26 protein-coding genes are annotated in these 24,929 nt (G+C 66.0%); 16 read left to right on the top strand and 10 right to left on the bottom strand.

The window, feature by feature from the left end:
- The 4 genes from ACI6S0_RS14360 to ACI6S0_RS14345 are packed head-to-tail and all read right to left on the bottom strand — an operon-like array spanning nucleotide 1 to nucleotide 2,247.
- Nucleotides 1–792, bottom strand: a complete 792-nt coding sequence (locus ACI6S0_RS14360) for a hypothetical protein (RefSeq protein ID WP_434403461.1) — start codon at nucleotides 790–792, stop codon at nucleotides 1–3.
- The gene (locus ACI6S0_RS14355; RefSeq protein WP_434403460.1) at nucleotides 792–1,262 is read right to left on the bottom strand and encodes a c-type cytochrome; all 471 of its coding nucleotides are present in this window, start codon (nucleotides 1,260–1,262) and stop codon (nucleotides 792–794) included. Before ACI6S0_RS14355 ends, ACI6S0_RS14360 begins: the two co-directional genes overlap by 1 nt.
- 20 nt (nucleotides 1,263–1,282) lie before the next feature.
- Nucleotides 1,283–1,939, bottom strand: a complete 657-nt coding sequence (locus ACI6S0_RS14350; protein WP_434403459.1) for a cytochrome b/b6 domain-containing protein — start codon at nucleotides 1,937–1,939, stop codon at nucleotides 1,283–1,285.
- Entirely contained in the window at nucleotides 1,939–2,247 is a 309-nt protein-coding gene (locus tag ACI6S0_RS14345; protein WP_037509087.1) for a high-potential iron-sulfur protein, read from the bottom strand. The genes ACI6S0_RS14350 and ACI6S0_RS14345 overlap by 1 nt, the downstream gene beginning before the upstream one ends.
- A 204-nt stretch (nucleotides 2,248–2,451) precedes the next feature.
- Between ACI6S0_RS14345 and ACI6S0_RS14340 the strand changes: the two genes are divergently transcribed.
- Nucleotides 2,452–3,192, top strand: coding sequence for a response regulator (locus ACI6S0_RS14340; protein WP_004208361.1), 741 nt, complete (start codon nucleotides 2,452–2,454; stop codon nucleotides 3,190–3,192).
- A complete protein-coding gene (locus tag ACI6S0_RS14335) occupies nucleotides 3,189–4,520 on the top strand; it encodes a sensor histidine kinase (RefSeq protein ID WP_434403458.1) in 1,332 nt (443 codons plus the stop codon). Before ACI6S0_RS14340 ends, ACI6S0_RS14335 begins: the two co-directional genes overlap by 4 nt.
- Before the next feature lie 99 nt (nucleotides 4,521–4,619).
- Here the strand turns inward: ACI6S0_RS14335 and ACI6S0_RS14330 are convergent, their stop codons facing one another.
- Complete coding sequence (locus ACI6S0_RS14330) at nucleotides 4,620–5,972, bottom strand: FAD/NAD(P)-binding protein (RefSeq protein WP_434403457.1); 1,353 nt, start codon at nucleotides 5,970–5,972, stop codon at nucleotides 4,620–4,622.
- A gap of 207 nt (nucleotides 5,973–6,179) precedes the next feature.
- Here ACI6S0_RS14330 and adh point away from each other — a divergent pair, with 207 nt between their 5' ends.
- The 7 genes from adh to argB all read left to right on the top strand — a co-directional run bounded on the left by adh (nucleotide 6,180) and on the right by argB (nucleotide 14,605).
- Entirely contained in the window at nucleotides 6,180–7,700 is a 1,521-nt protein-coding gene (gene adh, locus ACI6S0_RS14325; RefSeq protein ID WP_434405952.1) for an aldehyde dehydrogenase, read from the top strand.
- A 138-nt stretch (nucleotides 7,701–7,838) separates the two neighbouring features.
- On the top strand, nucleotides 7,839–8,231 hold the full coding sequence (locus tag ACI6S0_RS14320) for a DUF779 domain-containing protein (protein WP_004208356.1): 393 nt from the start codon (nucleotides 7,839–7,841) through the stop codon (nucleotides 8,229–8,231).
- A complete protein-coding gene (locus ACI6S0_RS14315) occupies nucleotides 8,221–9,522 on the top strand; it encodes a DUF3422 family protein (RefSeq protein ID WP_434403456.1) in 1,302 nt (433 codons plus the stop codon). Before ACI6S0_RS14320 ends, ACI6S0_RS14315 begins: the two co-directional genes overlap by 11 nt.
- A 42-nt stretch (nucleotides 9,523–9,564) precedes the next feature.
- Entirely contained in the window at nucleotides 9,565–10,716 is a 1,152-nt protein-coding gene (locus ACI6S0_RS14310; RefSeq protein ID WP_434403455.1) for an FIST N-terminal domain-containing protein, read from the top strand.
- A complete protein-coding gene (locus tag ACI6S0_RS14305) occupies nucleotides 10,713–12,962 on the top strand; it encodes a NahK/ErcS family hybrid sensor histidine kinase/response regulator (RefSeq protein WP_434403454.1) in 2,250 nt (749 codons plus the stop codon). The genes ACI6S0_RS14310 and ACI6S0_RS14305 overlap by 4 nt, the downstream gene beginning before the upstream one ends.
- 67 nt (nucleotides 12,963–13,029) lie before the next feature.
- The gene (locus tag ACI6S0_RS14300; RefSeq protein ID WP_010338459.1) at nucleotides 13,030–13,662 is read left to right on the top strand and encodes a queuosine precursor transporter; all 633 of its coding nucleotides are present in this window, start codon (nucleotides 13,030–13,032) and stop codon (nucleotides 13,660–13,662) included.
- Between the two features lie 25 nt (nucleotides 13,663–13,687).
- Nucleotides 13,688–14,605: an acetylglutamate kinase gene (gene argB, locus ACI6S0_RS14295; protein WP_004208351.1), complete on the top strand. Its 918-nt coding sequence runs from the start codon at nucleotides 13,688–13,690 to the stop codon at nucleotides 14,603–14,605.
- 8 nt (nucleotides 14,606–14,613) lie between these two features.
- Here argB and ACI6S0_RS14290 read toward each other — a convergent pair whose 3' ends face one another.
- A complete protein-coding gene (locus ACI6S0_RS14290; protein ID WP_037520209.1) occupies nucleotides 14,614–15,135 on the bottom strand; it encodes a GNAT family N-acetyltransferase in 522 nt (173 codons plus the stop codon).
- 160 nt (nucleotides 15,136–15,295) lie between these two features.
- Between ACI6S0_RS14290 and ACI6S0_RS14285 the strand changes: the two genes are divergently transcribed.
- The 5 genes from ACI6S0_RS14285 (at nucleotide 15,296) to ACI6S0_RS14265 (ending at nucleotide 18,201) form a co-directional block, all read left to right on the top strand.
- Nucleotides 15,296–15,589: a YggT family protein gene (locus ACI6S0_RS14285; protein WP_004208349.1), complete on the top strand. Its 294-nt coding sequence runs from the start codon at nucleotides 15,296–15,298 to the stop codon at nucleotides 15,587–15,589.
- 140 nt (nucleotides 15,590–15,729) lie between these two features.
- The gene (locus ACI6S0_RS14280) at nucleotides 15,730–16,053 is read left to right on the top strand and encodes a DUF167 family protein (protein ID WP_029547849.1); all 324 of its coding nucleotides are present in this window, start codon (nucleotides 15,730–15,732) and stop codon (nucleotides 16,051–16,053) included.
- Entirely contained in the window at nucleotides 16,050–16,943 is an 894-nt protein-coding gene (gene folD, locus ACI6S0_RS14275; protein ID WP_434403453.1) for a bifunctional methylenetetrahydrofolate dehydrogenase/methenyltetrahydrofolate cyclohydrolase FolD, read from the top strand. The genes ACI6S0_RS14280 and folD overlap by 4 nt, the downstream gene beginning before the upstream one ends.
- Complete coding sequence (locus tag ACI6S0_RS14270) at nucleotides 16,940–17,587, top strand: hypothetical protein (RefSeq protein WP_434403452.1); 648 nt, start codon at nucleotides 16,940–16,942, stop codon at nucleotides 17,585–17,587. The genes folD and ACI6S0_RS14270 overlap by 4 nt, the downstream gene beginning before the upstream one ends.
- Nucleotides 17,584–18,201 (top strand): MarC family protein, encoded by a 618-nt coding sequence (locus ACI6S0_RS14265; protein ID WP_004208345.1) that lies wholly within the window; start codon nucleotides 17,584–17,586, stop codon nucleotides 18,199–18,201. The genes ACI6S0_RS14270 and ACI6S0_RS14265 overlap by 4 nt, the downstream gene beginning before the upstream one ends.
- 157 nt (nucleotides 18,202–18,358) lie before the next feature.
- Here ACI6S0_RS14265 and ACI6S0_RS14260 read toward each other — a convergent pair whose 3' ends face one another.
- The 4 genes from ACI6S0_RS14260 to pedF form a co-directional block, all read right to left on the bottom strand.
- Nucleotides 18,359–19,126 carry a response regulator gene (locus ACI6S0_RS14260; protein WP_434403451.1) on the bottom strand — a complete coding sequence of 256 codons (768 nt, stop codon included), beginning with the start codon at nucleotides 19,124–19,126 and terminating at the stop codon, nucleotides 18,359–18,361.
- A gap of 13 nt (nucleotides 19,127–19,139) precedes the next feature.
- Nucleotides 19,140–20,894: a methanol/ethanol family PQQ-dependent dehydrogenase gene (locus ACI6S0_RS14255; RefSeq protein WP_434403450.1), complete on the bottom strand. Its 1,755-nt coding sequence runs from the start codon at nucleotides 20,892–20,894 to the stop codon at nucleotides 19,140–19,142.
- 95 nt (nucleotides 20,895–20,989) lie between these two features.
- Entirely contained in the window at nucleotides 20,990–21,853 is an 864-nt protein-coding gene (locus ACI6S0_RS14250) for a substrate-binding periplasmic protein (protein WP_434405951.1), read from the bottom strand.
- A gap of 5 nt (nucleotides 21,854–21,858) precedes the next feature.
- Nucleotides 21,859–22,287, bottom strand: coding sequence for a cytochrome c-550 PedF (gene pedF / locus ACI6S0_RS14245; protein WP_004208341.1), 429 nt, complete (start codon nucleotides 22,285–22,287; stop codon nucleotides 21,859–21,861).
- Between the two features lie 167 nt (nucleotides 22,288–22,454).
- Here pedF and ACI6S0_RS14240 point away from each other — a divergent pair, with 167 nt between their 5' ends.
- On the top strand, nucleotides 22,455–23,417 hold the full coding sequence (locus ACI6S0_RS14240) for a PQQ-dependent catabolism-associated beta-propeller protein (RefSeq protein WP_434403449.1): 963 nt from the start codon (nucleotides 22,455–22,457) through the stop codon (nucleotides 23,415–23,417).
- Nucleotides 23,418–23,537: 120 nt separating this feature from the next.
- Nucleotides 23,538–24,917: a porin gene (locus ACI6S0_RS14235; protein WP_434403447.1), complete on the top strand. Its 1,380-nt coding sequence runs from the start codon at nucleotides 23,538–23,540 to the stop codon at nucleotides 24,915–24,917.
- Nucleotides 24,918–24,929: the final 12 nt, after the last annotated feature.

Genomic DNA, 24,929 nt, shown 5'->3' with positions numbered 1-24,929 from the left:
TCATGGGATCAGCGGTTCGGCCTCGGCGGGAATGTCCGCCGGGTCGTCGCCCGCGATGGTGAAGACCGGCCGGTCGCGATAGGCCCATTGGGCGCGGTCGCCATCGGGCCGCACGGTCCAGGCGCCCATGCCCCGTCGCGCCATGCCCGCCGGGAAGACGCGCCAGTTGGCGCAGGCCGAACCGCAAGCCTTGCCCTTATGCGTCACCAGCAAATTGCCCTGGCCATCGACCAGCAGATAGCGCCCGTCCACCAGCCGCGCCGTCACATCGGCCGGCGCCTCGATTTTGGGCGCGGCCGGCATATATTTGAGGCTGTTCCAGACGAGGCCGTCCTCGCCCTCATGCCCGATCGTGCCGGGCCGTTCGCCGGCACGGGTGAAGACCAGATTTACCCGCTTATAGACCCATTGCGGCCCGCTCGGCCCCTGCATCACGATCCAGTCGGCGCCGTCCTGCTTCAGTCGGGGCGCCTTGCGATCGCCGCCGAACTCGGGCGGTGCAGGCACGATCTCCGCCTTGGCGGGCGCGGCCAGCGGCGTCCATTGGGTCAGGCAATCACCCGAACACCAGAGCGGCTGATGCCCGGTCCTCCCCGTCACGGCGCGCATATCCATGCCATAGAGGGTGCGGCCATGGGCATCGACATAGATGTTCTGCTCGCCGACCTTGCGGACGCTGACGCCGGCCGGCAGCGGCTCGCCGCTCGCCGCCTCGGGCGGCAGGTCGGCGGCCTGCGCCCAAAGCGCGGCCGGCTGCACCAGCCACAGGATCGCGGCCGCCCCGCGCCACATCAGCGTTTCTCCTCGACGCGGAAGCTGCGGTGGCAGGTGCCACAGCTTTGCCCCAGCGTCTTGGCCGCCGCCCGCATCTTCGCCACGTCGCCGCTCGCCGCGACGGTGGCGAAGCTGTTGGCCTGCGCGGTGAAGCCGTCCTGCGCCGCCTTGAATGCGGCCGGCTGGCTCCAGATTTCCGGCTTGGCCGCCGTCTTGACGCCGGGCTTCGGGCCGCTGCCGGCCGGGAACCAGCCCTGCTGCTGGCGCGCATAATCGCGGATCTGCCGCGCCGAAATCTGGATTACATAGGTTTGCGGCGTGGGCGATTTCAGCTCGTCATTGATATTCTTGAACGCCGCGCCGACCTCGCGGAAACCCGCGATCCGGGTGGCGACGATATCGCCGGGCGCCGCCGCCAGCGGCGCCGCGCAGAGCAGCGCCAGCATCGCGATCGGCCGTTTCATCCGCGCTGTATCGTGTATCCTCATCCTCGTCCCTTTCATGTCTGTCACAGCATCGGATCGGCAAAGACCCACCAGGCAAGCGTGCCCGCCAGCAGGATGGCGACAGCGAAGGCGACAGGTGACGCGCGCCGCACCGCCACCGGCTCGCCGGTCACTTTCGCCCTGCCGCTGACCATCGGCCCGATCAGGTTGCGGCGGCGCACCAGCAGGTAGAACAGCACCGCCAGGACATGCAGGCCGATCAGCATCTGCAGGATGGTGAAGCTGATGCCATGGATGTCGGAGGCGAGCCGGCCCTGATCGAAATCGACCAGATGCGACAGCGGCCCGGATTCGATGCCGTCGATATCGACCGCGAACAGGCCGGTGCCGACCTGCACCGACAGCGCCAGCAGCATCGCCACCACGCTCCAGCCGCCCAGCGGATTATGGCCCGGCGCAGCAGGCGTACGGCCGGTCAGATAGGCGATGATTGCCCGCGGCCCGCGCAGGAACTGGGCAAAGCGCGCCGGCCCCGATCCGATCAGGCCCCAGATCAGGCGAAAGGCGATCAGGAACAGCACGGCCTGACCCGACAGGCGATGCCAGTCCATGTGATAGGTTTCCGCGCTCCACCAGGAAAAGCCGATCAGGCCGACCAGCGCCCAGTGAAACAGGCGGATGGGCAGATCCCAGACATATTGGCGCGCGGGGTTCGCCATCAGCTCTTCTTCGCCCAGCTGTCGCACACGCCCTCGGCCGGCACGATGCCGCCGCTCAGCAGCGCGCATTTGCCGCAACCCGGCTGCGCGGCGGTGAAGAAGGCGCACAGGCCGCAGCGCTTGGTCGCATCGTTCGACGTGCGAAAGCCCAGCGACTTGCGCATGCTCTTCTGCGCGGCCGAAAGGCTGGCCGGATCGACGCACTCGGCGGCATTGGCCATGCTCGCCAGCCCCAGCGGCACGCAGGCGATAAGGCCCAGCGCCGATCGGCGGCTCCAGTGACGGACATGATGATGGCTTGCCGCCATGCGGCCCACTCCTCTTCCCTGCCGGCCCGGTTGCTCCGGTCCTCTTGTGCGATCCTTCTAGCAGGGGGGCGGCGGATTAATTTGTCAGCGCCGACAAAATCGGCGCAGAATGCGGGCGCTTATTCCGCCCTTTGTGTCGATCCTGACAAAATCCGGCGCGGGCCGGCGGCTAGAAGGGGCGGAATGGGAAGAGGAGAGATAAGGGTGACAGCGAAGCTGACAGGCGACAGCGCGCCGGGCGACACGCATATCCTGATCGTCGATGACGATCCGTCGCTGCGCGCGCTCGTCCGCGCTTTCCTGATGCAGGAAGGCTATGTCGTCAGCGAAGCGGCCGATGGCCCGGCGATGCGGGCCATCCTTGCCCATCAGCCGGTCGACATCATCGTCCTCGACGTCATGATGCCGGGCGAGGACGGGCTGTCGATCGCCCGTTCGCTCGCGGGACAGCAGGATGCCGGCATCATCATGGTGTCGGCACTGGGGACGGAGGGGGACCGGATCACCGGCCTGGAAATGGGCGCCGACGATTATCTGCCCAAGCCGCTGTCGCCGCGCGAGCTGCTCGCCCGCATCCGTGCGCTGCAGCGCCGCCGCCGTCCGGTCGCCGACACCCGCCAGCCGGTGCTGGCCCATTATCATTTCGAAGGGTGGCAGCTCGATCCGGTGCGCCGGGTGCTGCGCGATCCGGCTGGCATCATCATCAGCCTGTCGGAAGGGGAGTTCGCCCTGCTGCTCGCCTTCATCGAGCATCCCCAGCAGATATTGAACCGCGACGCGCTGGTCGAACTGGCGCGCGGCGAGGATGCCGATGTGTTCGACCGGGCGATCGACACCCAGGTCAGCCGCTTGCGCCGCAAGCTCGGCACCCGCGCGCGCGGCGAACTGATCCACACCGTCCGGTCCGAAGGCTATATCTTCCAGGCGCCGGTGCAGCGCGGATGAAGGCGGGCTTCCTGCGCTGGGCCAATTCGATCCACGCCCATCTGCTGGCGCTGGCCCTGGTCGTGATCCTGACGCTGACCGCCTTCAGCCTCACCCTGCTGCTCTATTTCATTCCGCCCGAACGGGTGCCGCTGTCGGTCTATGAGATTGCCCGCATCGTCCATGGCCAGCCCCTGCTGCGCGACGAGCCGGTGGTGCATGAGGTGCGGCAGGCCGCCGCGCCGCCGGCATCGACCGACCCGGCCGATCGGCTGATCGCCGCGCTGCTGGCCCGGCGCCTCAGCCTGCCTGCGGCCGATGTCCGCATCCGCCTCGACCCCGGCGATCGCGAGCGGATCGGGCAGTTCGTCGAGGAGATGCAGCTCTACGGCCCCGATGGCGTTGCTGATCCCTTCATCCTGGGCACCTTCACCGCCGCGATCCACCAGCCCGACGGTCAGTGGCGGATGATCACGCGGGAAGCGCGGGGCGGTCGGTCGCTCTGGCGTCTGCTCGGCCAATATGCCTTCCTCGTCGGCATACTGCTGGTGGTGCCGCTCAGCCTCTGGTTCAGCGCGCGGCTGACCCGCCCGATCCGCGCCTTCGCCGCCTCGGCCGAGCGGATGGGGGCAGGGCAGGAGGAACAGCCGATCCCGCTCGACGGGCCGAGCGAGATCCGGCTGGCGGCGCAATCGATCAACGAGATGCAGGCGCGCATCGCCCGCTATGTGCGCGAACGAACCTCGGTCGTCGGCGCGATCGCGCATGATCTGCGCACGCCGCTGTCGCGCCTCCATTTCCACCTCACAGCCGCGCCCGCGCCGGTCCGGATCGCGGCCGAGGAGGAAATCCGCCAGATGGAGGCGCTGATCGGCACGACGCTGGACTTCGTCGACAATGAAAACCGCCCCCGCCTCAAGGAACCGCTCGACCTTGGCCTGCTGGTCGAGGGACTGGTCGATGATTTCGCCGACATGGGCCGCGACGTGACCCTGCTGGGCGCGGAGCCTGTCATCATCGCGGGCGACATGATTCTGCTCAAACGGTTGTTCACCAACCTGATCGACAATGCGATCAAATATGGCGACCGCGCGCGGGTGCGGGTGATGCGCGACGAGGGGCGGGCGATCGTCACGATCGAGGATGACGGGCCGGGCATGGAGCAGGCCGATATCGCCCGCGCCTTCGAGCCCTTCTATCGCGGCGAACCCTCGCGCAACCGCAGCACCGGCGGCGTGGGTCTGGGGCTGTCGATCGTCCAGTCGGCAGCGCAGGCGCATCAGGGCCAGGTGTCGCTGGCGCGCGCGCCCGATGGCGGGCTGCGCGCGCAGGTCGAGCTGCCGGTTTAGAGCGTTTTCTAATCAGGTGGAATCACCTCATGACTCGGAAAACGCGTTAAACCAAAAACTTAGAGCAACCGATCTGACGCAGTCGGATCGGAATTTGCACTAAAGCCCTTCCGCCTCCACCCATTGCGCGCCGGTCAGCGCGCGCGCCATGTCCCAGCTATGGCGGCGAATATCGGGCACGGCGACGATCTCCCAATGGGCGCCGCGCGTCATCGGCCCGACCACCAGCAGCCGCTCCTGCGCGCTGCCGTCGCGTGCGATGGCATGGCCCTGCCGGTTGGTGTCGATGCCGATCGCCAGCGCATCCGGCCGGATCGCGCCGCGATCCGCCAGCCGGCGCAGCAGCACGTCGTCGGTCCGGCCAAGGTCGGCCAGCGGCCCGGTGCAATTGACCACCCGCGCCACCCGGATTTCCTGCACCTGTTCGCCGCCGCGCGGCCGCCATTGCACGATCAGCCCTTGGTCGGCGTCCTGCGCGCCGATGATCCGGCCCGCCGCGATCCGCAGCCGCCCGCTCGCCTGCATCGCGGCGATCCGTTCGGCCACCTGCGGCGCGATGCGGTGGCGATGCACGTCCCAATAGGGTCGGGCGTGGCGCAGGAAGCGCGCCCGTTCGACCGGGGAGGCCGCCCGCCATATATCCTGGGTGAAGGGGCGCAGCTCATCGACCGCGCGGCGCCAGCCGACCGCATCGGCCCGCTGGCGGATGGTGCGGACCAGCCCAGCGCAATGGGCGGCGGGCCGCTCGCGCAGGGCGGGGAAGGGCATGGCCGGCGCATGGCTGTGCGGCACCAGCCCGCGCCGCGACAGCGCCAGGATCGATCCGCGAAAACCCGCGCTGTCCAGCGTCTGCGCGCAATCCACCGCGGTCAGGCCCGTGCCCAATAGCAGTATCTTGTCGCTCGGCGTCAGCCCCTCGGCAATGCCCGCGCCCCAGGGTTCGGACACATAGAGCGGGGGCGCCTTGTCCCGAAATGGCGGCAGGTCATGCGGCGGCAGATTGCCGGGCGCCAGCGCCACCGCATCGGCCGCCAGCGTCTTGCCCGACGCGAGTTCGACGACACAGCCATCGCCGGTCATGCGGATGTCGACCGCCGCATCATCGATCACGTCCAGCCGGTCACCCGCCTCGGCGCGGGTCTTGTCCAGCAGCGCGGAAAGATAGCGGCCATAGGTCGCCCGCGTCGCGAAGCTGGCGTCCGATCCGCCGCTCGTCTCCGCCAGCCATTGCGCGAAATGGCCCGGCTGGTCGGGAAAGGCGCTCATGTTGCCGGCGCGGACGTTGAGGATATGATCGGGCAGGGCGCTGCCGAACGCGACACCCTTGCCCAGCCGTTCGGGCCGCCGCTCGACCAATGTCACCCGCATCGTCCCGTAGCGCAGCAGGTTGATCGCCAGCAGCGTGCCGCTGAACCCGCCACCGACGATGACCAGGTGGGAAACTTGGAACATGGGGGAAATCTCTCCGGGCAGGGCAGGGGCTGTCAGATAGAGCAGCCCGTCGGGTCGCTGTCGAGGGGCTGGCACAGGTCGCGTCTCATGCCCGCCTCGTCCCGCAGACGGGGCGATCCGACCGAAGGTCCAATTGCACCGGCGGCCTGCTTTGCCATCTTCTGAAGGCTGAAAGACGATCACAAAATCGACCCAGGAGACAAGATGATGCTGCAACAGGCGCTGGATAAATTTGCCGGCCAGACCCTGATCCGCGACCGCTACGACAATTATATCGGCGGGCAGTGGACGGCACCGGCCAGGGGCCAGTATTTCGACAATATCTCGCCGGTCACCGGCCAGGTCGTGTGCCAGGTCGCGCGCGGCACGGCGGAGGATATCGAGGCCGCGCTCGACGCTGCCCATGCCGCCAAGGACGCCTGGGGCAAGATGTCGTCGACCGAGCGGTCCAACATCCTGCTCAAGATGGCCGATCGCATGGAGGCCAATCTTGACCTCATCGCGCTGGCCGAGACGATCGACAATGGCAAGCCGATCCGCGAAACCACCCATGCCGACATTCCGCTCGCCATCGATCATTTCCGCTATTTCGCCGGCTGCGCCCGCGCCCAGGAAGGATCGATCAGCGAGATCGACCATGACACCATCGCCTATCATTTCCACGAGCCGTTGGGCGTCGTCGGCCAGATCATTCCCTGGAACTTCCCGATCCTGATGGCGGTGTGGAAGCTGGCGCCCGCGCTCGCCGCCGGCAACTGCATCGTGCTCAAGCCTGCCGAGCAGACGCCGATGTCGGTGCTGGTGCTGGCCGAGATCATCGGCGACCTGCTGCCACCGGGCGTGCTCAACATCGTCAACGGTTTCGGCGTGGAAGCGGGCAAGCCGCTGGCGTCGAACAAGCGGATAGCCAAGATCGCCTTCACCGGCGAGACCACGACCGGCCGCCTGATCATGCAATATGCGTCGGAAAACCTGATCCCCGTCACGCTGGAACTGGGCGGCAAGTCGCCCAACATCTTCTTCGAGGATGTGATGGATGCGGACGATGATTATTTCGACAAATGCCTCGAAGGCTTCGCCATGTTCGCGCTCAACCAGGGCGAGGTCTGCACCTGCCCCAGCCGCGCGCTGATCCAGGAATCGATCTACGAAAAGTTCATCGAACGGGCGATCGCGCGGGTAAAGGCGATCAAGCAGGGCAGCCCGCTCGATCCTTCGACGATGATCGGCGCCCAGGCGTCGAACGACCAGCTCGAAAAGATACTCTCCTACATCGCGATCGGCAAGGAAGAGGGCGCACAAGTGCTGACCGGCGGCGATCGCGCCACCCATGACGGCGAACTGGCCGATGGCTTCTATGTGACGCCCACCGTGCTCAAGGGCCATAACAGGATGCGCATTTTCCAGGAGGAGATTTTCGGCCCGGTGCTGGCCGTCACCACCTTCAAGGATGAGGCGGAGGCGCTCGCCATCGCCAATGACACGCTCTACGGCCTGGGCGCAGGCGTGTGGACCCGCGACGGCGCCCGTGCCTATCGCATGGGTCGGGGCATCCAGGCCGGTCGCGTCTGGACCAACTGCTACCACGCCTATCCGGCCCATGCGGCCTTTGGCGGCTACAAGCAGTCGGGCATCGGCCGCGAAAATCACAAGATGATGCTCGACCATTATCAGCAGACCAAGAATCTGCTGGTCAGTTACAGCCCCAAGGCGCTGGGCTTCTTCTGACGGATCCACAGCGGAGCGCCCCTTCTCTCTCCTTTCTTGGCGCTCCGCACCTTTGGCGGGCATCCTCCCCCGGATGCCCGCCAGCTTTGCTTCTGCCTGTTTTGCCTTTGGCGGTTTTGGTTCTGAAGGATCGGATCGATGGCCGATTGTCCTGCCCGCATTCTCGCCACGCCCGCGGCCGACGCGCTGATCGCGCGCCTGACCGACCAGCATGGCCCACTGATGTTCCACCAGTCGGGCGGCTGCTGCGATGGTTCCGCGCCGATGTGCTTCCCGCGCGGCGAGTTCCGGGTCGGCCCGCAGGATGTGCTGCTGGGCCATGTCGCGGGCGATGTGCCGGTGTGGATCGGCGCGGCCCAGTTCGAATATTGGCGCCATACCCAGGTGACGATCGACGTGGTGCCGGGGCGGGGCGCCGGCATGTCGCTCGAAAGCCCTGAGGGGCAGCGCTTCATCGTCCGCTCGCGCGTCTTCACCGATGCGGAGGCGGATCTGCTGGAAGCCGCTGGAGAGCCGGCGCGTGGTGGCTGAGCGGCGCTTCACCGAACATGCGCTGCGCTCGCAGGTGGTGGGTGAGATGCAGTTGCGCCGCGAACCTGCGCTGACGGTCCCGGCACGGATGATCCAGCTTGTCCGCCTGCTCGATGCGGACGCGCGCACGGCCGAACTGGCGGCCGTGCCCGCCATGCCGGGCGATCTGCGTCCAGGGCATGACAGCCGCCATCGCGAGACCCGGCTGGGCGCCGACATCCATCTTCACTGGGAACAGCATAGCGAGGCCAGCACGGTCACCCTGGTGCGCGGCGGCAGCGATCCGGTCGGCTGGGATTTTCCCGACGCGGCCGACGCCCGTGCCGCGATCGCCTGGGCCGAATATCTGCCGGGTGCGGTGATCCGCGCCGTGCGGCTGGCGATCGTCGCGGATGAGGGCGCCGCCGCGGAGCTGGTGGCCAGTGCCGGTTTCCCGGCGGGCCAGCTCGTCACCTGCCATGTCGGTGGCGGCGCGCGCATCTGGACCGATTTCCGCATCCATGATGATGGCTATGGCCGGATGGTGGTGGCCGCCAATGGCCTGCTGCCCGGCGACCTCGCCCGCTGCGTCCAGCGGCTGCAGGAACTGGGCAATTATCGCAATCTGGCGCTGCTCGGCCTGCCGCCCGCGCGCACGGCCTGGGCCGATCTCGACTGGCTGGAACAGGCGCTGGAGCAGGTCGGCCGGGCGCTGGCCGCCGGCGAGGTGCGCGACGATGTGCTGCTGGGGCGACTGATCCAGTTGTCCGCCGACATATTGTCGATCGACAGCGGCTGCGCCTATCGGATGAGCGCGACCGCTGTCTATGGCCGGATCGTCGCCAGTCGCCTCGCCGAACTGGATGTCGTGCCGATCGCCGGCCATCGTTCGCTCGCCGACTTCACCGAAAGGCGGCTCTGGCCTGCCGTGCGTACCTGCGCGGCGCTGACCGATCGGCTGGCGCTGCTCAACGGCCGCGCGGCGCAGTTCACCGCCCTGCTGCGCACCCGGATCGAAACCCATATCGAAAACCAGAATGGCCGCCTGCTCGCCTCGATGGACCGCAGCGCGCGGATGCAGCTCCAGCTTCAGCAACTGGTCGAGGGGCTGTCGACGGTTGCCGTCAGCTATTATGCGCTCGGCCTGCTCTCCTATCCGCTCAAGGCCGTGGAAAAGCACTGGCCGCGCCTGTCCGCGACGCTGCTGCTGGGGCTTGCCATGCCATTCGTCGCATTGCTGGTCTTCCACCTGATCCACGGCGCCAGAAGCCGGCTTGTTTCGCGTGACAGGCCAGCGGAACCCGCTACATGATAATGCCCCAAAGCATAAGAAAATGGGCGATGGGGAGAGACAATGGCGACAGGCGCAGGGGTAAGGGCAGGGATAGGATTTGCGTCCTCCCATGCCGACGATCCGTTCGAGGCGATGGCGGATCTGGTGGATCAACTGGGTACGGAGCCGCTGGCCGGCGCCGTGATCTTCTGTTCCCAGCATTATGAACGGGACAGCCTGGCGCGGGCGATCAACCTGCATAGCGAATGCACCACCGTGATCGGCTGCACCAGCTCGGGCGAACTGACCGATGCGGGCTATGATCATGATAGCCTGACCGTGATCGGCTTTCCCGCCGCCGATTTCTGCATGACCTCCCATTGTTTCGACGACATCGACAATTTCGATCCGGTCGCCGCGCGCGAAATCGTGCGGGCGCTGGCGGCGCAGGCGGAACGGGACAGCCGCCGGCTGGGCGGGCTGGTCAATCATGTCGCGCTGTTCCTGGTCGACGGCCTCTCGCACCGGGAGGAATTGCTGACCATGACGATCCAGGACGCACTGGGTGATATTCCGCTGATCGGCGGGTCATCCGGCGACGATCTCGCCTTCCGCCAGACCGCGATCTTCGATGGCGGCCGCTTCCATGCCCGCGCCGCCGTGGTGGCGATCCTCTCCTCGACCCGGCCGATGCACGTCTTCAAGGCGCAGCATTATCAGCCCGGCGCGGCCAAGATGGTGATTACCGGCGCGATCCCGCACGAACGCATCGTGACCGAGATCAATGCAGAGCCGGCCGCGGCCGAATATCTGCGCCTGGCCGGCCATGCCGGCGAGGAACTGGGCATGGAGTTTTTCGCGGCGCATCCGCCGATGGTCCGGGCCGGCGGCGAATATCATGTCCGTTCGATCCAGAGCGCCAATGCCGACGGCAGCCTGACCTTCTATTGCGCGATCGACGAGGGGATCGTGCTCAACATCGGTGAGCCGGTCGATCGGATCGCCGGCATGCGGCAGCTCTTCTCCGACCTGCACGCCCGCGTGGGCGAGGTGGACCGGATCATCGCCTTCGACTGCGTGCTCAACCGCATCGATGCGGAGCAGCGCCAGATTTCGCGCGATGTTTCCGCCCTTTATGCCGGCAACCGGGTCATCGGCTTCAACACCTATGGCGAGCAATATCATGCGTTGCACGTCAACCAGACCTTCAGCGGATTGGCGATCGGCCGATGAGCGAGCTGCGCACCGCCCTTGAAACCGACGCGGAGCTGGATGCCCTGCGCGAGGAGGTACGCAAGCTGCGCAAGATCAACGGCGCACTGATGGACCGGGTGGAACGTTCGACCGACATGTCGGCCAACGCCTTCTCCATGTTCGAAACCGCCATCTCGCTTGAAGCCAAGGTGCGCGACCGGACGCTCCAGCTGGAGGATGCGCTGGGCCGCCTCGCCAAGGCCAATGCCGATCTGGCCGAGGCCCATGCCGATGCGGACGCCGCGCAGGTGCGCCTGCGCGATGCGATCGAATCGATCAACGAAGGCTTCGTGCTGTTCGATGCCGAAGACCGGCTGATCCTCTATAATGAAGCCTATCTCGGCTTCTGGCCGCAGGTCGCTGAGCGGCTGGACCAGAATCTGACCTTCCACGACATCGCCCGCATCGCCGCCCACAGCCAGGGGCCGGCCGGGGCACAGGTCGCGCCCGATCGCTGGGTGTCGGATCGCCTGGCCAAACATGGCATCGCCGATGGTGGCCAGGTGCAGCGGCTGGCCGATGGTCGCTGGATACAGATCAACGAACTGCGCACCAGCGAAGGCGGCATCGTCGGCATCTATACCGACATTACCGAGGCGAAGGCGGAGGATGCCCGCGCCCGTGCCCGCGAACTGGCCGAACGCAATGTCGTGCTGCAGTCCACGCTCGACAATCTGTCGGAGGGGGTCTGCGTGTTCGACGGCAGTGGACAGCTGGCCGCCTGGAACGATGCGCTGCGCCGGTTGCTCGCTTTGCCGGAAAATTTCGCCGGCGCGCTTGGCAGCCATGCCGAATTGCAGCGCTGGTGCCGCGAAACGCTGGCGATGGACGATCAGGGCTGTCTCGACTGGCGCGGCGGCGGCGCGGACCAGCAGGCGATGGTCTGCCTCTGCACCGCCGGGGAACGGCATTTCGAATTGCGCAGCAACGCCATGGCCGATGGCGGCCAGGTGTTCGGCTTCACCGACGTCACCGACATGCTGCGCGCCCAGGCCAGCCTTCAGGAAACGGCCGAGACGCTGGAACGGCGCGTGTCGGAACGCACCGGCGAACTGGTCGATCTCAACCGTAAGCTGGAAGGCGAAGTGACCGAGCGCCGGGCGATCGAGGCGGCGCTGATCGATGCCAAGATCGTCGCGGAAAAGGCGAACCTGTCCAAGACCCGCTTCCTTGCCGCCGCCAGCCATGACCTGCTCCAGCCGCTCAATGCCGCGCGGCTGTTTGTCGCGGCACTGGGCGACCGGCGGCTGGCGCTGCCGACCCGCGCGCTGGTCAACCAGACCTCGACCGCGCTCGACTCGGTCGAGGATCTGCTGGAGGCGCTATTGGAAATCTCGCGCCTCGACGCCGGTGCGATCCAGCCGGAAATCGGCCCGTTCCGTATCGACCGGCTGCTCCAGACGCTGAATGTCGAATTTGCCCCCATGGCCCGATCGGCTGGCCTTGCCTTCCGGATCGAGGCGCAGCCGCTCTGGGTCGAGACCGACCTGCGCCTGCTGCGCCGCATCCTCCAGAATTTCATCTCCAACGCCATCCGCTACACGCCGCGCGGGACGGTCTCGGTCGCCTGCATCCAGCATGACGACCGGGTGGAAATCAGCGTGACCGACAGCGGCCCCGGCATCGCGCCCGAGCAGCAGGCGCTGATCTTCGAGGAGTTTCGCCGGCTCGACACCCGCAGCCAGGGCAAGGGGCTGGGCCTCGCCATCGTCAAGCGGGCCAGCGACATGCTCGGCCATCCCATCAGCCTGCGTTCGCAGCCGGGGCAGGGGGCGACCTTCGCCATCGCCCTGCCCATCGGCCAGCCCCAGCGCGAGGAGGATGGCGATACCGGCCAGCCGACCCGCGACCGGTCGATGCGCGACCTGTCGGTGCTGGTGGTTGACAATGAAAAGCAGATCCAGTCGGGCATGCGCACACTGCTCACCGGCTGGGGATGCAGCGTCGTCACCGCCGACGGCTATGACCAGGCGGCCGCGCTGTTCGCCGATGGCCGCCGGCCCGACATCATCCTGGTCGACTATCATCTGAAGGACGGGGAAACCGGCGATACGGTCATCACCCGCCTGCACGATCATTTCGGCGCCCGCATCCCCGCCGTCATGATCTCGGCCGATCGCGGCGAACCGCTCAAGACCCAGCTCGCCGCTGCCAACATCCCCCTGCTCAACAAGCCGGTAAAGCCCGCCCAGCTGCGCGCGCTGCTGCGGACCATGCTGGCCTGAAAGGGGACGGGGGCAGGGCGTGCCGCGCCATCTTCCCCCGCAGGCCGAATCCCGGTAAGGGCTGGCGATGACTTCATCGCCCGCGCCGCTGACCCGCTCCCTCTTCGTCTTTTCCATCCTCTATGGCGGCATGGTCTGCATGGCCGGCGTGCTGGGGGTGAAACAGGTCGCCCTGGGGCCGCTCGCGGTGGAGGCCGGCATCTTCGCCTTCCTGCTGCTGGTCATCATTTCCAGCGCCGTGTCGGAACTGCACGGGCAAAAGACCGCGACCGCGCTGGTGCGGCTGGGCTTCGTGCCGCTGCTGGTGTCGGCCGCGCTCATTCATATCGTCATCGCCCTGCCGCATGATCCGGGCATGTATCCGCCCGCGGTCGATGCCTTCCCGATCGTCGTGGGACAGGGATCGCGCATGATGCTGGCGGGCCTCATTTCCTATGGCACGTCGCAGACGCTCAACGTCTTCATCTTCTCGCGACTGGCCGGTGGCGAGGGCCGTCTGGTCTGGCTGCGCGGCATGGTGGCCAGCGTCGTGTCGCAGATCGTCGACACCCTGCTGTTCATCACCATCTCCTTCTATGGCGAGCGGCCGATCATGGACCTGATGGTCGGGCAGATGATTACCAAGGTGCTGCTGTCGATCATCCTGGTGCCGCCGCTCATCTCGGCCGCGGTCGCATTGGGCCGTCGCCTCGATCGATAACTTGCCGTAGCGCGCATATGGGCTTATGCGCGCGCGCATGACCAGCAACTACGCCCCCGATCCCGCGCTCCTCGCGAAGGCCGAAACCCTTGTCGAGGCGCTGCCCTATATGCAGCGCTATGCGGGCAAGACCTTCGTCGTGAAATATGGCGGCCACGCCATGGGCGATCCGGAGGCTGCACGCGACTTCGCCGAGGACGTCGTCCTGATGAAGGCGGTCGGCATCAATGTCGTCGTCGTCCATGGCGGCGGGCCGCAGATCGGCGCGATGCTCAAGAAGCTGGGCGTCGAATCGCAGTTCGTGAACGGCCTGCGCGTCACCGACAAGGAAACCGCCCAGATCGCCGAAATGGTGCTGGCCGGCTCCATCAACAAGGAAATCGTCGGCTGGATCAGCGGCGCGGGTGGCCGCGCGGTCGGCATCTCGGGCAAGGATGGCGGCCTCGTCCTGTGCGAGAAGGTCGGCCACAGCCGCGCGCCCGATCCCAATTCGGGCATTGAGCGCCATGTCGATCTGGGCTTCGTCGGCGATCCGGTCTCGGTCGATCGTCGCATCCTCGACACGCTGACCCAGGACGGCATCATTCCGGTGGTCGCGCCCGTCGGCATCGGTGCCGACGGCCATACCTATAATGTCAACGCCGACACCATGGCTGGCGCGATCGCCGCCGAGCTTCAGGCGTCGCGCTTCTTCCTGCTGACCGACGTGCCGGGCGTGCTCAACAAGGACAAGGAATTGCTGACCGATCTCGATCCGGCGGCGATCCATGCGCTGCAGGTCGACGGCACCATCACCGGCGGCATGATCCCGAAGCTGGAAACCTGCGTCAAGGCGGTCGAGAGCGGTGTCGACGCCGCCGTCATCCTCGACGGCCGGGTGCCGCACGCCATGCTGCTGGAAATCTTCACCGATCGCGGTGCGGGCACGCTGATCCGCAAATAAGCCCCGATTTATCGGAGCAGGATTGCCGGATCAGCCCAGTAGATGCGCTTTTCCGGCAGGGTCCGGCCGTCCGGGCCGGGCTTGTCCCAATCCTCGACCTCGACCCCGCCGCGCGAGGCATAGAAGCCGCGCGCGGCCAAATTGTCGCTGTAGCACCACAGGAACAGGCCGGTCTGGGGCCAGCCCTCGATCGCCCATTGCGCCCCGCGCGCCAGCAATGCCGTGCCAAGGCCCGTTCCGCGCGCAGCAGGCAGGGCGTGGAGATTATCGACCAGCGTGCCCCAGCGATCATCGGCCCCGCCGATGATGCAGGTGAAGCCCATCGGCTGCCCGTCCCGTTCGGCGATGATGATGCGCTGTCCCGGCGCCGGATGTTCGAGCCGCTGCGTCCAGGTGGCCAGCCGCTCGGCCTCGATCCCGCCCGCCAGATAGGCCGGGTCCATGATATGGGCATAGGCGATGCGCCAGCTTTCCACATGCATGGCGGCGATCAGCGGGGCATCGGCGGGGGAGGCGTCACGAAAATCCATGGCCCAGCTATAGCGCGACAGGCTGGTCCCGCTACCCCTTCCTGTCGAACCGGCTTTTGCAGAACTATGGCGTCCTTTGGTGGAATAAGGGACTGTCTCGACTTGTGGCCGGCCCCATGCCTCGGCTAGAGCGAGCGCCAACCGCTCTTTCGGAGACCGCATGGCCTACGCCCTCTATCAGACCATCGTCATCCTGCTCGACGTGCTGTGGTGGATCATCATCATCCAGGCCGTCATGAGCTGGCTGATCGCCTTCAACGTCGTCAACATGGGCAGCGATTTCGTGCGCACCGTGATGGTCGCGCTCGATCGGATGACCGCGCCCATCTATAATCCGATCCGCCGGGTCATGCCCGACCTCGGCGCGCTCGACCTGACGCCGATGGTCGTCCTGCTGGGCATTCTCATCATCCGCCAGGCGATCCTGCCGCCGCTCTTCTCCAGCCTGATGTGACCGGCTGTTTGAAAAATCGCGAAAGAGCGATTTTTCAGCGCGGTACCAGCCCGCTCCCCCGCCCAACCACCCGACAGGATGACACTGGATCGGGTGGTTGGGCGGGGGAGCGGGCTGGTACCGGCTTTCTCAAACAGTCTCTGACCGGGTGGCGCCGGGACGGGGATGACCTCATTCTGGCGGTCCGCCTGACGCCCGGCGCCACGCGCGAGGATGTCGGCGGGCGCTGGACCGACGAACATGGCGCGCACTGGCTGTCCGCCCGCGTGCGCGCCGTGCCGGAAAAGGGAAAGGCCAATGCGGCGCTGATCGCGCTGCTGGCCAAGCGGCTGGATTGGCCCAGGGGCGCGATTTTGCTGGAATCGGGTGATACCAACCGGCTAAAGCGATTGCGGATACAGGGCGGGGCGCAGGCGTTGGACCGGCTGACCGCCATCATCGAGACATGGATAGACGCGACATGACGATCGGCAAGATTATCGACGGCAAGGCTTTTGCGGCCGGACTGCGGGACAAGGTGGCCGATGGCGTCGCCGCCTTCGTGGAACAGACGGGCCGCAAGCCGGGCCTGGCCGTGGTGCTGGTGGGGGAAGATCCCGCGAGCAGCGTCTATGTCCGCAACAAGGGCAAGATGACCCTGGCCGCCGGCATGGAAAGCTTCGAGTTCAAGCGTCCCGACAGCATCGGCGAGGACGACCTGCTCGACCTGATCGAGGAGCTGAACCATGACGACCGGGTCGACGGCATATTGGTCCAGTTGCCGCTGCCCAGGCATATCGATGAAGCAGCGGTGATCGCCGCGATCGACCCGGCCAAGGATGTCGATGGCTTCCATGTCGTCAATACGGGGCGCCTCGCCACCGGGCAGGAGGCTTTGGTGCCCTGCACGCCGCTCGGCTGCATCATGCTGCTGAAGGACGAACTGGGCGACCTGTCGGGCATGGAGGCGGTCGTGGTCGGCCGTTCCAACATCGTCGGCAAGCCGATGGCGGCGTTGCTGCTGGCCGAAAATTGCACCGTCACCATCGCCCATAGCCGCACCCGCGACATTGCCAGCATCGTCCACCGCGCCGACATCGTCGTCGCCGCCGTCGGCCGCGCCGAAATGGTGAAGGGCGAATGGATCAAGCCGGGCGCGACGGTGATCGATGTCGGCATCAACCGCGTGGTCGATACCGAAGATGGCAAGGGCCGGATCGTCGGCGATGTCGCCACGGCCGAAGCGCTGTCGCATGTCCGCGCCATCACCCCGGTGCCCGGCGGCGTCGGCCCGATGACGATCGCGGTGCTGCTGCGCAACACGCTGGTCGCCGCCCATGCGCGCGCGGGCCTCGCCAAGCCGGAGGGGCTGTGAAGGGGCGCGGCGCGCTCCTCGCCCTCAGCCTGGTGATGCTGGTCGCGGCCAAGCCGCCGATGCGTTACCAGCCCGATCCCAGCTCGGTGATCGCGGCCGAAATCGCCTTCAACCGGCTTGCCCAGCAAAAGGGACAATGGACGGCCTTTCGCGAGACGGCGGCGGACGATGCGGTGATGTTCGTGCCGCAGCGGGTGGTGGCGAAGGACTGGCTGAAGAAGCAGGCGGACCCGCCGGCCTCGGTCAGCTGGTCACCCTCGATCGTCTATGTCTCCTGCGACGGCCTGCTCGCCGCCAGCACCGGCAACTGGAAACGGCCTGACGGATCGGTCGGCTATTTCACCACGCTGTGGCGGCGCGACAAGAAGGGCCGCTGGCAATGGATCCTCGATCATGGCGATCGTCTGGTGACCGAACGGGACACGCCGGAATTTCTGACCGGCAAGGTCGCGACCTGCAAGCGCGGCGCGCGGCCCGAAGGTCCGCCCCCGGCAAAGGGGGAGGCGCCGCTAGTGCCGCAGGATGACAGCCTGATCTGGTCCGCTGATGTCGCGACCGACGGCAGCCGCCGGGTCACCGTCCGCATGTGGAACGGGACCGGCTATGATGTGGTGATCGACGACAAGGTGGGGGCGCCGTCATGATGGAATTGTTCATATCCGCTTTCGTCACCCTGTTCGTGGTGATCGATCCGCCGGGCTGCGCGCCCATCTATGCCAGCCTGACCAGCGGGGCGAGCATCGCCCAGCGCCGGTCGATGGCGATCCGTGCGGTCGGCATTGCCGCCGCCATCCTGCTGGTTTTCGCCCTGTGGGGCAAGCAGCTGCTGGGCGTGCTCGGCATCGAACTGGACAGTTTCCGCATTGCCGGCGGGATCATGCTGTTCATGATCGCGATGGACATGGTGTTCGAAAAGCGCACCCAGCGGCGCGAGGATCGGGCGCAGAAGATCGCCGAGACGCCGGAGGTGGAGGATGTCTCCGTCTTCCCGATGGCGATGCCGATGATCGCCGGACCGGGCTCGATCGCGACCGTCATGCTGCTGATGTCGCGTGCCGATGGCATGGTCGACCGGCTGGTCGTGCTGGTCGCGGTGGCGGTGACTTTGGTGCTGATGCTGGGCGCCTTGCTGGCGGCCGGGCCGCTGATGGCGATCCTGGGCACCAAAATCGAGGCGGTGATTACCCGCCTGCTGGGCGTGCTGCTCGCCGCGCTCGCGGCGCAGTTCGTGATCGACGGGCTGAAGGCCAGCTTCTGACCCGTCCCTGCCTGTCCTACAGCCCCTGTTCCATGCTAGTCGGGAACAGGGGACGATAGGAATGGGGCGCGCAACATGATTTCCAACATCGGCATCAAAATGTCGAAATGTACGGGAAATATGCGAAGTTAAGCGCGGGATTTCCTATTTTGCGCGGTCAGTTGTCGCCGTCGAAATGGACCCTATTGGCCAGGATTACCGCCTGGGTCCGGCTGAAGACGTTGAGCTTCTGCAGGATCGCGGAGACATGCGCCTTCACTGTGGTCATCGACACGCTCAGGTCATGGGCGATCTGCTTGTTCAGCCGGCCATGGACCAGATGGGTCAGCACGATCCGCTGCTGCGGTGTCAGGCTGCCGATCCGGGTCAGGATATCGGCTTCCTCGGCGCTTTCCTGCGGCGCCTCGTCGATCGCGTCGGGCATGTAGATTTCGCCTGACACCACCCGGTGCAGCGCATCGACGATCGCGCTGCGCTTCATCGACTTGGGGATGAAGCCGGCCGCGCCGGCGCCCAGCGCCTCGCGCACGATTCCCCGGTCGAACGCGCCCGACACCATCACCACCGGCAGGATCGGGTGGCGGCTGCGCAGCAGTTTCAGGCCGTCGAGCCGCTTCACGTCGGGAATATTGAGATCGAGCAGCACCAAGTCGAAATTGGACTGTTTCTCCAGCGTCGCCAGCGCTTCCTCCAGGCTGGCCGCCTCGAAAATCTCGCAGCCGTCGAAACTGACCGCGATCACGCTGCGCAGCCCGTCGCGCACCAGCGGATGATCGTCGACGATCAGCACCCTTTCCATCATCGCATCACTGTCTTCGACCTGCATGTCCGCCCCCTGGCCATGATGATGGATCATAGGCGGGGGCGCGGCAAATTGCCCGCGATTTCCGCCGTGCATATTCTGTCCGCGCCCCATGACGATCATCGTCCTCGCCTCCTTATTTGGCCAGCTTGAACACCCAGAGCGAACCGCCCTGATTGATATCCTTGAAGGATTTGGCCACTTCGCCGCCCCACAGCGGCACCGCGCCGCCCCAGCCGGACATGACGGCGACAAACTGTTCGCCATCCTGTTCCCAGGTGACCGGCGATCCGACCACGCCCGACCCGGTCTGGAACTTCCACAATTCCCTGCCGGTCTTGGCGTCGAAGGCCTTCAGATAGCCTTCGGGCGTGCCGGTGAAGACTAGGTTGCCGGCGGTGGACAGCACGCCGCCCCACAGCGGCGCCTTGTTCTTATATTCCCAGACGATCTTACCGGTCTTGGGGTCCATCGCCCGCAGCGCGCCGATATGATCCTCGGCGATCGGCTTGATGGTGAAGCCCGCGCCCAGATAGGCGGCGCCCTTCTTGTAGGCGATCGGCTCGTTCCAGATGTCCATGCCCCAGTCGTTGGACGGGATGTAGAACAGGCCGGTGTCCTTGCTATAGGCCATCGGCATCCAGTTCTTGCCGCCTAAGAAGCTGGGCGAGGAGAAGACGGTGCTGCCCTTCTCGGTCGCGCTCGGCGCGCCGGGACGACCGGCCGGGATCACGATCGGCTTGCCATTCTTGTCATAGCCGCTGGCCCAGGTGGTCTGCATGACGAAGCGGTTGGCGCTGACGAACTTGCCGTTGGTCCGGTCGAGCACGAAGAAATAACCGTTGCGGTCCGCCTTGGCGCCCAGCTTCATCGGCTTGCCGTTGATCGTCGCGTCGAACGGGATGAACTCGTTGACCCCGTCGAAATCCCAGCCGTCATGCGGGGTGGTCTGGTAATGCCATTTGATCACGCCGGTTTCGGGATCGATCGCCAGCGTCGACGCGGTGTAGAGATTATCGCCGGGCCGCAAATGGCTGTTCCAGGGGGCCGGGTTGCCGGTGCCGAAATAGAGAAGATTGGTTTCCGGATCATAGGTGCCACCCAGCCAGGTTGCGCCGCCGCCGGTCTTGTAGAGATCGCCCTGCCAGGTCGCATTGAGCTTGCCGGTGATGCCGTTATCCTTGCCGCGCAGGGTGCCCATATTGCCTTCGATCACCGGGCGGTGCCAGATCAGCTCGCCGGTATCGACGTCGCGGGCCTCGACCGCGCCGACGATGCCGAACTCGCCGCCCGAATTGCCGGTGATGACCATGGACTTGACGATCAGCGGCGCGGCGGTCGCGCTATAGCCGGCCTTGTAGTCGGCGATCTGCTTGTTCCACACCACCTTGCCGGTATGGCGATTGAGCGCCACCAGCCGCGCGTCGAGCGTGGCGAAGATGATCTTGTCGCCATGGATCGCCGCGCCGCGATTGACGACGTCGCAGCAGGGCATGATGTCGTCGGGCAGGCGGGCATTATATTCCCATTTCTCCTCGCCGGTGCGGGAGTCGAAGGCATAGAGCCGCGAATAGGAACCGGTGACATAGATGGTGCCGTCATAGACCAGCGGCTGGGCCTCCTGGCCGCGCTGCTTCTCGCCCCCCAGTGACGAGGCGAAGGCGGGCACCAGCTTGCTGACGGTGTCGGTGTTGATCTGGTTGAGCGTGCTGAAACGCTGCGCCTGCGGTCCCATGCCATAGGTCAGCACGTCGCCGGTCGATGCGGCATCGTTCATCAGGTCGGCATCGGTCGGCCCGCCCGCCGCATCGGCCGCGAGCAGTGGCGCAGCCCCGGCCACCAGCGCGATCGCGGCTGCCCCCAGGAACGAACGCGTGAAACGTCCCGTCATAGTCATCCTCCCTTGTTTTCCGGCGTGATCAACGCCGTCGATGCAGCACCTTATGGGGCATGGCGGCCGTGCCAATTGGACCTTGGGTCGCCCGTTCAGCCCGCCGCGACGGCCGGCGCATAGACGACGCCATGGCGCTCGAAGATCGCCTTGAGCGCACCCGATTGCGTCATGTCGGCCAGGATGGTCTCGACCGCATCGCCCAGGTTCCGGCTATTCTCCTTCACCGCCATGCCGATGTCCCACCCGGCCGAGGTAAAGGCGGGCAGGGGGTTGGTGCGACGGACGATGTTGGTGGCGCCGCTGTCGTGCAGCACCGCCTCGATCTGCGCCCGGCTGGCGAGCGCGCCATCGGCCCGGCCATCGATCAGCGCGGTGACGGCTTCTGTCCCGCCGGGGAAATGGACGACATCCCTGGCCAATATGCCGCCGAATGTGCCGATCAGGTAGAAATCGGGAATGGAGTCGATCTCGACCGCCAGCCGCTTGCCGCGATATTGGGTCGGCGGCGCGTTGACGTCGATCTCGCCTTTGACCGCCGCAAACTGGAAGCTTTCGCGATAATAAGGCGCGATGATCGCGACCTGATCGTTGCGTGCGGCGAAAGTCCGGTCGAACGGCACATGCAGCATGATGTCGGCCGGCTGGAAGCCCAGAAGGCCGCCCTTCCACACCCCGTTGCGCAGGTCGTCGTCGGCGCTTTCGTCCGCGACCAGTTCGGCAATGTCGGCGCGCACGCCCAGCCCCTTGGCCAGCGCCTGGGCCAGATCGACGTCGATCCCTGTCAGCTTGCCATCCTTGCGCCAGGACCAGGGGCGATTGTCCTTATAGACTGCGACCCGAAGGACACCCAATTCCCTGACCTTGCCGAGCGGTGCGGCCTTTGCGGCCTGCCCACCCGAAATATAGCCAACCAGCGCGGCGGCCGCCGCGCTGCTCAAGAAGGCGCGGCGATCCATCACGATCACTCCTGATGCTTGGTTTCGAGCCAGGCGCGGATCGCCCATCCGGCCTTCTGTCCCAGCACGTCGCCGAAGGGCGGCATATAGACCTTGCCGTCATGGCTGGAGCCATGCTGGTAACGCTGGATGAACCATTCATCGCCGCTGTCGCCGACTTCCAGATAGCGCAGGTCCGGCGCGATGCCACCGCTTTCCGCGTCCAGCCCGTGGCAGCGCGCGCAATTCTGGCCATAGGCGGATTCGCCGATCTTGGCCGCCGTGGCATTGCCGCGATAGGGATTGTGCTGCACCCAGTCGGCACCGATTTCCGGCAGGGCCGATGTGTCGACCGCCTGCGGCGTGACATTGCCATGCGCCATCAGTGCCGATGTGATCGATGCGCCCGCCAGGCAGGCCGCGCCGAACAATGCGATCCGTCCGTAATTCCTCATCCCAAACCCTCGTCTGTGCCGCGTGCCTGTGCTGGCCGCATGTCGTCCCTGTCGCTGACGACTGTAGGGGAGGGCGGGGACGGCCCCCATTGGCCATTGGTACAATCCCGCCGCGACGGGCCGGGGGCTAATCCGCTATCAGGCCAAAAGGACGAGAGGATGCGGGCATGATGAAGGGCGTGATTGCGGGGCTTGCGCTGGCGGCGGCGATCCCGTCCGTCCGGGCCGAGACGCTCTATGTCTCCAACGAACGCGGCAACAGCATCAGCGTCATCGATGCCGCCACGATGCAGACGGTCGCGACCTGGCCGGTGGGCGGACGGCCGCGCGGTATCACCCTCACCAAGGACGGCAAATATATCCTGCTCTGCGCCAGCAACGACCATGCGGTGCAGATGATCGACCGCGCGACCGGCAAGGTCATCGCCGACCTGCCTTCGGGCCAGGATCCCGAGCAATTCTTCCTGTCGCGCGATGGCCGGACCTTGTTCGTCGCCAATGAGGATAATGCCGCGCTGACCGCTATCGACCTCGACAGCCGCAAGGTCGCCTTCCAGGTCGATGTCGGCAAGGAGCCCGAGGGCGTGGCGCAGAGCCCGGACGGCAAATGGGTGGTCGTGACATCGGAGGATGATGGCGTCGTCAACTGGATCGACCTGTCGACCAAGACGATGGTCGACGCGACCGAGACCGATCAGCGCCCGCGCCATGTGGAATTTACCGCCGATGGCAAGGAGTTGTGGATCGCGGCGGAGATGGGCGGCACGGTGCAGATTGCCGATCCGGCCACGCGCAAGATCGTCGAGACGCTGCATTTCGCCATTCCTGGCGTGCAGGATTATCAGCTATTGCCCTGCGGCATCCGCTTCACGCCGGACGGCAAGACGGCGGTCGTGGCGCTCGGCCGCGCCAATCATGTCGCGCTGGTCGATGTCGCCACCCGCAAGGTCCGCGCCTATGTGCCGGTCGGCAAGCGGGTCTGGCATGTCGCGGTCAGCCCGGACGGCGCGCGTGCTTTTGCCGCCAATGGCCTTTCGGACAATGTCTCGGTGATCGATCTGGCCGTCGGCAAGGTCGTCGGCACGGTAGCGGTCGGCGCCGGGCCGTGGGGCATCGCCGTCGCGCCCTGACCAAAAGTATAGCGAGGTGCGCGGGGGGAGGACGAGAACCAAAGTCCAATTTCGGCCGTCATCGCCGCCGCCCACTCTTCCCGACAGCCGGCACGACCGGCGCACAAGAGGGAGGATGAGATGGCACGGGGAACATTCCTCGGCAGCGCCGCCATGGCGTTGCTGTTCGTCGCAGGGGCAACGCCGGCTAGCGCCGGGACGACGACGGAGCTGCTAAAAAGGCTGCATGAAAAGGGGATCCTCACCGACGAGGAATATGCCCAGCTGGCAAAGGAAGATGCTGCGGCGCCGGCCGCTGCCGCTGCGCCCGCCGCCTCGGACGGGAAGCCAGTGGTGCGCGTCGCCGACAGCGGCGTCGGCTTCGAGGTGGGCGATGTCACGGTCAAGATGTCCGGATCGGTCAATGGTTTCTACACCCATGAAAATGGCCAGGCGGCCGGGCCGAATACCGATGTCGTCGGCGGCGTGGTGCCGGTCGGCGGCAATAGTTCGGCGATCCGCAACGGGCTGTTGCCCGGCTATCTGAAGTTCGACGTCACCACCAACCAGGGCGGCTGGGACGTCGGCGCCCATTTCGGCATGTATCCCGGCATCAACAGCGCGGATTATTCCGTCGGCGGCGGCGCCAATGCCGGTGGCCGGCCGGTGGCGCTGCAGACCGCCGGCATCGATTTCCGCCAGACCTACATGACCATCGGCCGTTCGGGCCTGGGCGAGTTCAAGCTGGGTCGCGACATCGGCCTGTTCGGCTCGGAAGGTATCTTGAACGACATCACTTTGCTGTCGGTCGGGTCGAGCGGCGGCAATGTCGCGCCGTCCAACACTTCGCTGGGCCGCATCGGCATCGGCTATATCTACACGGACTTTCAGCCGCAGATCACTTATACCTCGCCCAGCCTGTCGGGCTTCCAGGTCTCGGTCGGCGTCTTCCAGCCGCTCGAATCGCTGACGGGACCGGGTGAAAGCAACAAGTCGCCCGGCTTTCAGGGCAAGATCGTCTATGACGGCAAGTTCGGCGACTTCTCGGCCCGCGCCTGGCTGTCCGGCATTACCCAACGGCATAATCGCGACGACGGCATTTCCTATACCGGCAGCGGTTTCGATACCGGCGCCAAGATCGGCTACGGCCCGATCGTCCTTACCGGCTATTATTATAATGGCTCGGGGCTGGGCACGACGGCGCTCAACCTGTTCGACACGGATGCGGTGGGCAACAAGCGCGACAGCGACGGCTTCTATCTTCAGGGGCTGGCGACCTTCGGCAAATTCTCGGTCGGCGGCAGCTATGGCGAGAGCAATCTCCATTATGCCAATGCCGCCGATGCACTCGCCAACCCGACGCTTATCCGCAAGAACAGCAGCTGGGTGGGGCAGGGCCGTTATGGCCTGACCAGCTGGGTGACGCTGATCGGCGAATATATCCACAGCACGTCCAAGGCGCATAATGGCAATGAGGCGCAGGGCGACACGATCGCCGCCGGCGCGATCCTCTTCTTCTGAGCGGAAGAAGGG

Source organism: Sphingobium sp. DN12, from assembly GCF_051058005.1.
Taxonomy (GTDB): Bacteria; Pseudomonadota; Alphaproteobacteria; order Sphingomonadales; family Sphingomonadaceae; genus Sphingobium; species Sphingobium yanoikuyae.
The sequence above is the reverse complement of the archived record's forward strand: the minus strand, read 5'-3'. Positions and strand labels throughout refer to the sequence as shown.

Coding starts and splice junctions, on each gene's coding strand:
- pedF (WP_004208341.1), bottom strand. CDS start 22,287: ATGAGGAATTACGGACGGATCGCATTGTTCGGCGCGGCCTGCCTGGCG.
- ACI6S0_RS14335 (WP_434403458.1), top strand. CDS start 3,189: ATGAAGGCGGGCTTCCTGCGCTGGGCCAATTCGATCCACGCCCATCTG.
- ACI6S0_RS14300 (WP_010338459.1), top strand. CDS start 13,030: ATGACTTCATCGCCCGCGCCGCTGACCCGCTCCCTCTTCGTCTTTTCC.
- ACI6S0_RS14255 (WP_434403450.1), bottom strand. CDS start 20,894: ATGACGGGACGTTTCACGCGTTCGTTCCTGGGGGCAGCCGCGATCGCG.
- ACI6S0_RS14235 (WP_434403447.1), top strand. CDS start 23,538: ATGGCACGGGGAACATTCCTCGGCAGCGCCGCCATGGCGTTGCTGTTC.
- ACI6S0_RS14250 (WP_434405951.1), bottom strand. CDS start 21,853: ATGGATCGCCGCGCCTTCTTGAGCAGCGCGGCGGCCGCCGCGCTGGTT.
- ACI6S0_RS14285 (WP_004208349.1), top strand. CDS start 15,296: ATGGCCTACGCCCTCTATCAGACCATCGTCATCCTGCTCGACGTGCTG.
- folD (WP_434403453.1), top strand. CDS start 16,050: ATGACGATCGGCAAGATTATCGACGGCAAGGCTTTTGCGGCCGGACTG.
- adh (WP_434405952.1), top strand. CDS start 6,180: ATGCTGCAACAGGCGCTGGATAAATTTGCCGGCCAGACCCTGATCCGC.
- ACI6S0_RS14345 (WP_037509087.1), bottom strand. CDS start 2,247: ATGGCGGCAAGCCATCATCATGTCCGTCACTGGAGCCGCCGATCGGCG.
- ACI6S0_RS14240 (WP_434403449.1), top strand. CDS start 22,455: ATGATGAAGGGCGTGATTGCGGGGCTTGCGCTGGCGGCGGCGATCCCG.
- ACI6S0_RS14260 (WP_434403451.1), bottom strand. CDS start 19,126: ATGATCGTCATGGGGCGCGGACAGAATATGCACGGCGGAAATCGCGGG.
- ACI6S0_RS14265 (WP_004208345.1), top strand. CDS start 17,584: ATGATGGAATTGTTCATATCCGCTTTCGTCACCCTGTTCGTGGTGATC.
- ACI6S0_RS14290 (WP_037520209.1), bottom strand. CDS start 15,135: ATGGATTTTCGTGACGCCTCCCCCGCCGATGCCCCGCTGATCGCCGCC.
- ACI6S0_RS14360 (WP_434403461.1), bottom strand. CDS start 792: ATGTGGCGCGGGGCGGCCGCGATCCTGTGGCTGGTGCAGCCGGCCGCG.
- ACI6S0_RS14330 (WP_434403457.1), bottom strand. CDS start 5,972: ATGTTCCAAGTTTCCCACCTGGTCATCGTCGGTGGCGGGTTCAGCGGC.
- ACI6S0_RS14350 (WP_434403459.1), bottom strand. CDS start 1,939: ATGGCGAACCCCGCGCGCCAATATGTCTGGGATCTGCCCATCCGCCTG.
- ACI6S0_RS14310 (WP_434403455.1), top strand. CDS start 9,565: ATGGCGACAGGCGCAGGGGTAAGGGCAGGGATAGGATTTGCGTCCTCC.
- ACI6S0_RS14355 (WP_434403460.1), bottom strand. CDS start 1,262: ATGAGGATACACGATACAGCGCGGATGAAACGGCCGATCGCGATGCTG.
- argB (WP_004208351.1), top strand. CDS start 13,688: ATGCGCGCGCGCATGACCAGCAACTACGCCCCCGATCCCGCGCTCCTC.
- ACI6S0_RS14305 (WP_434403454.1), top strand. CDS start 10,713: ATGAGCGAGCTGCGCACCGCCCTTGAAACCGACGCGGAGCTGGATGCC.
- ACI6S0_RS14320 (WP_004208356.1), top strand. CDS start 7,839: ATGGCCGATTGTCCTGCCCGCATTCTCGCCACGCCCGCGGCCGACGCG.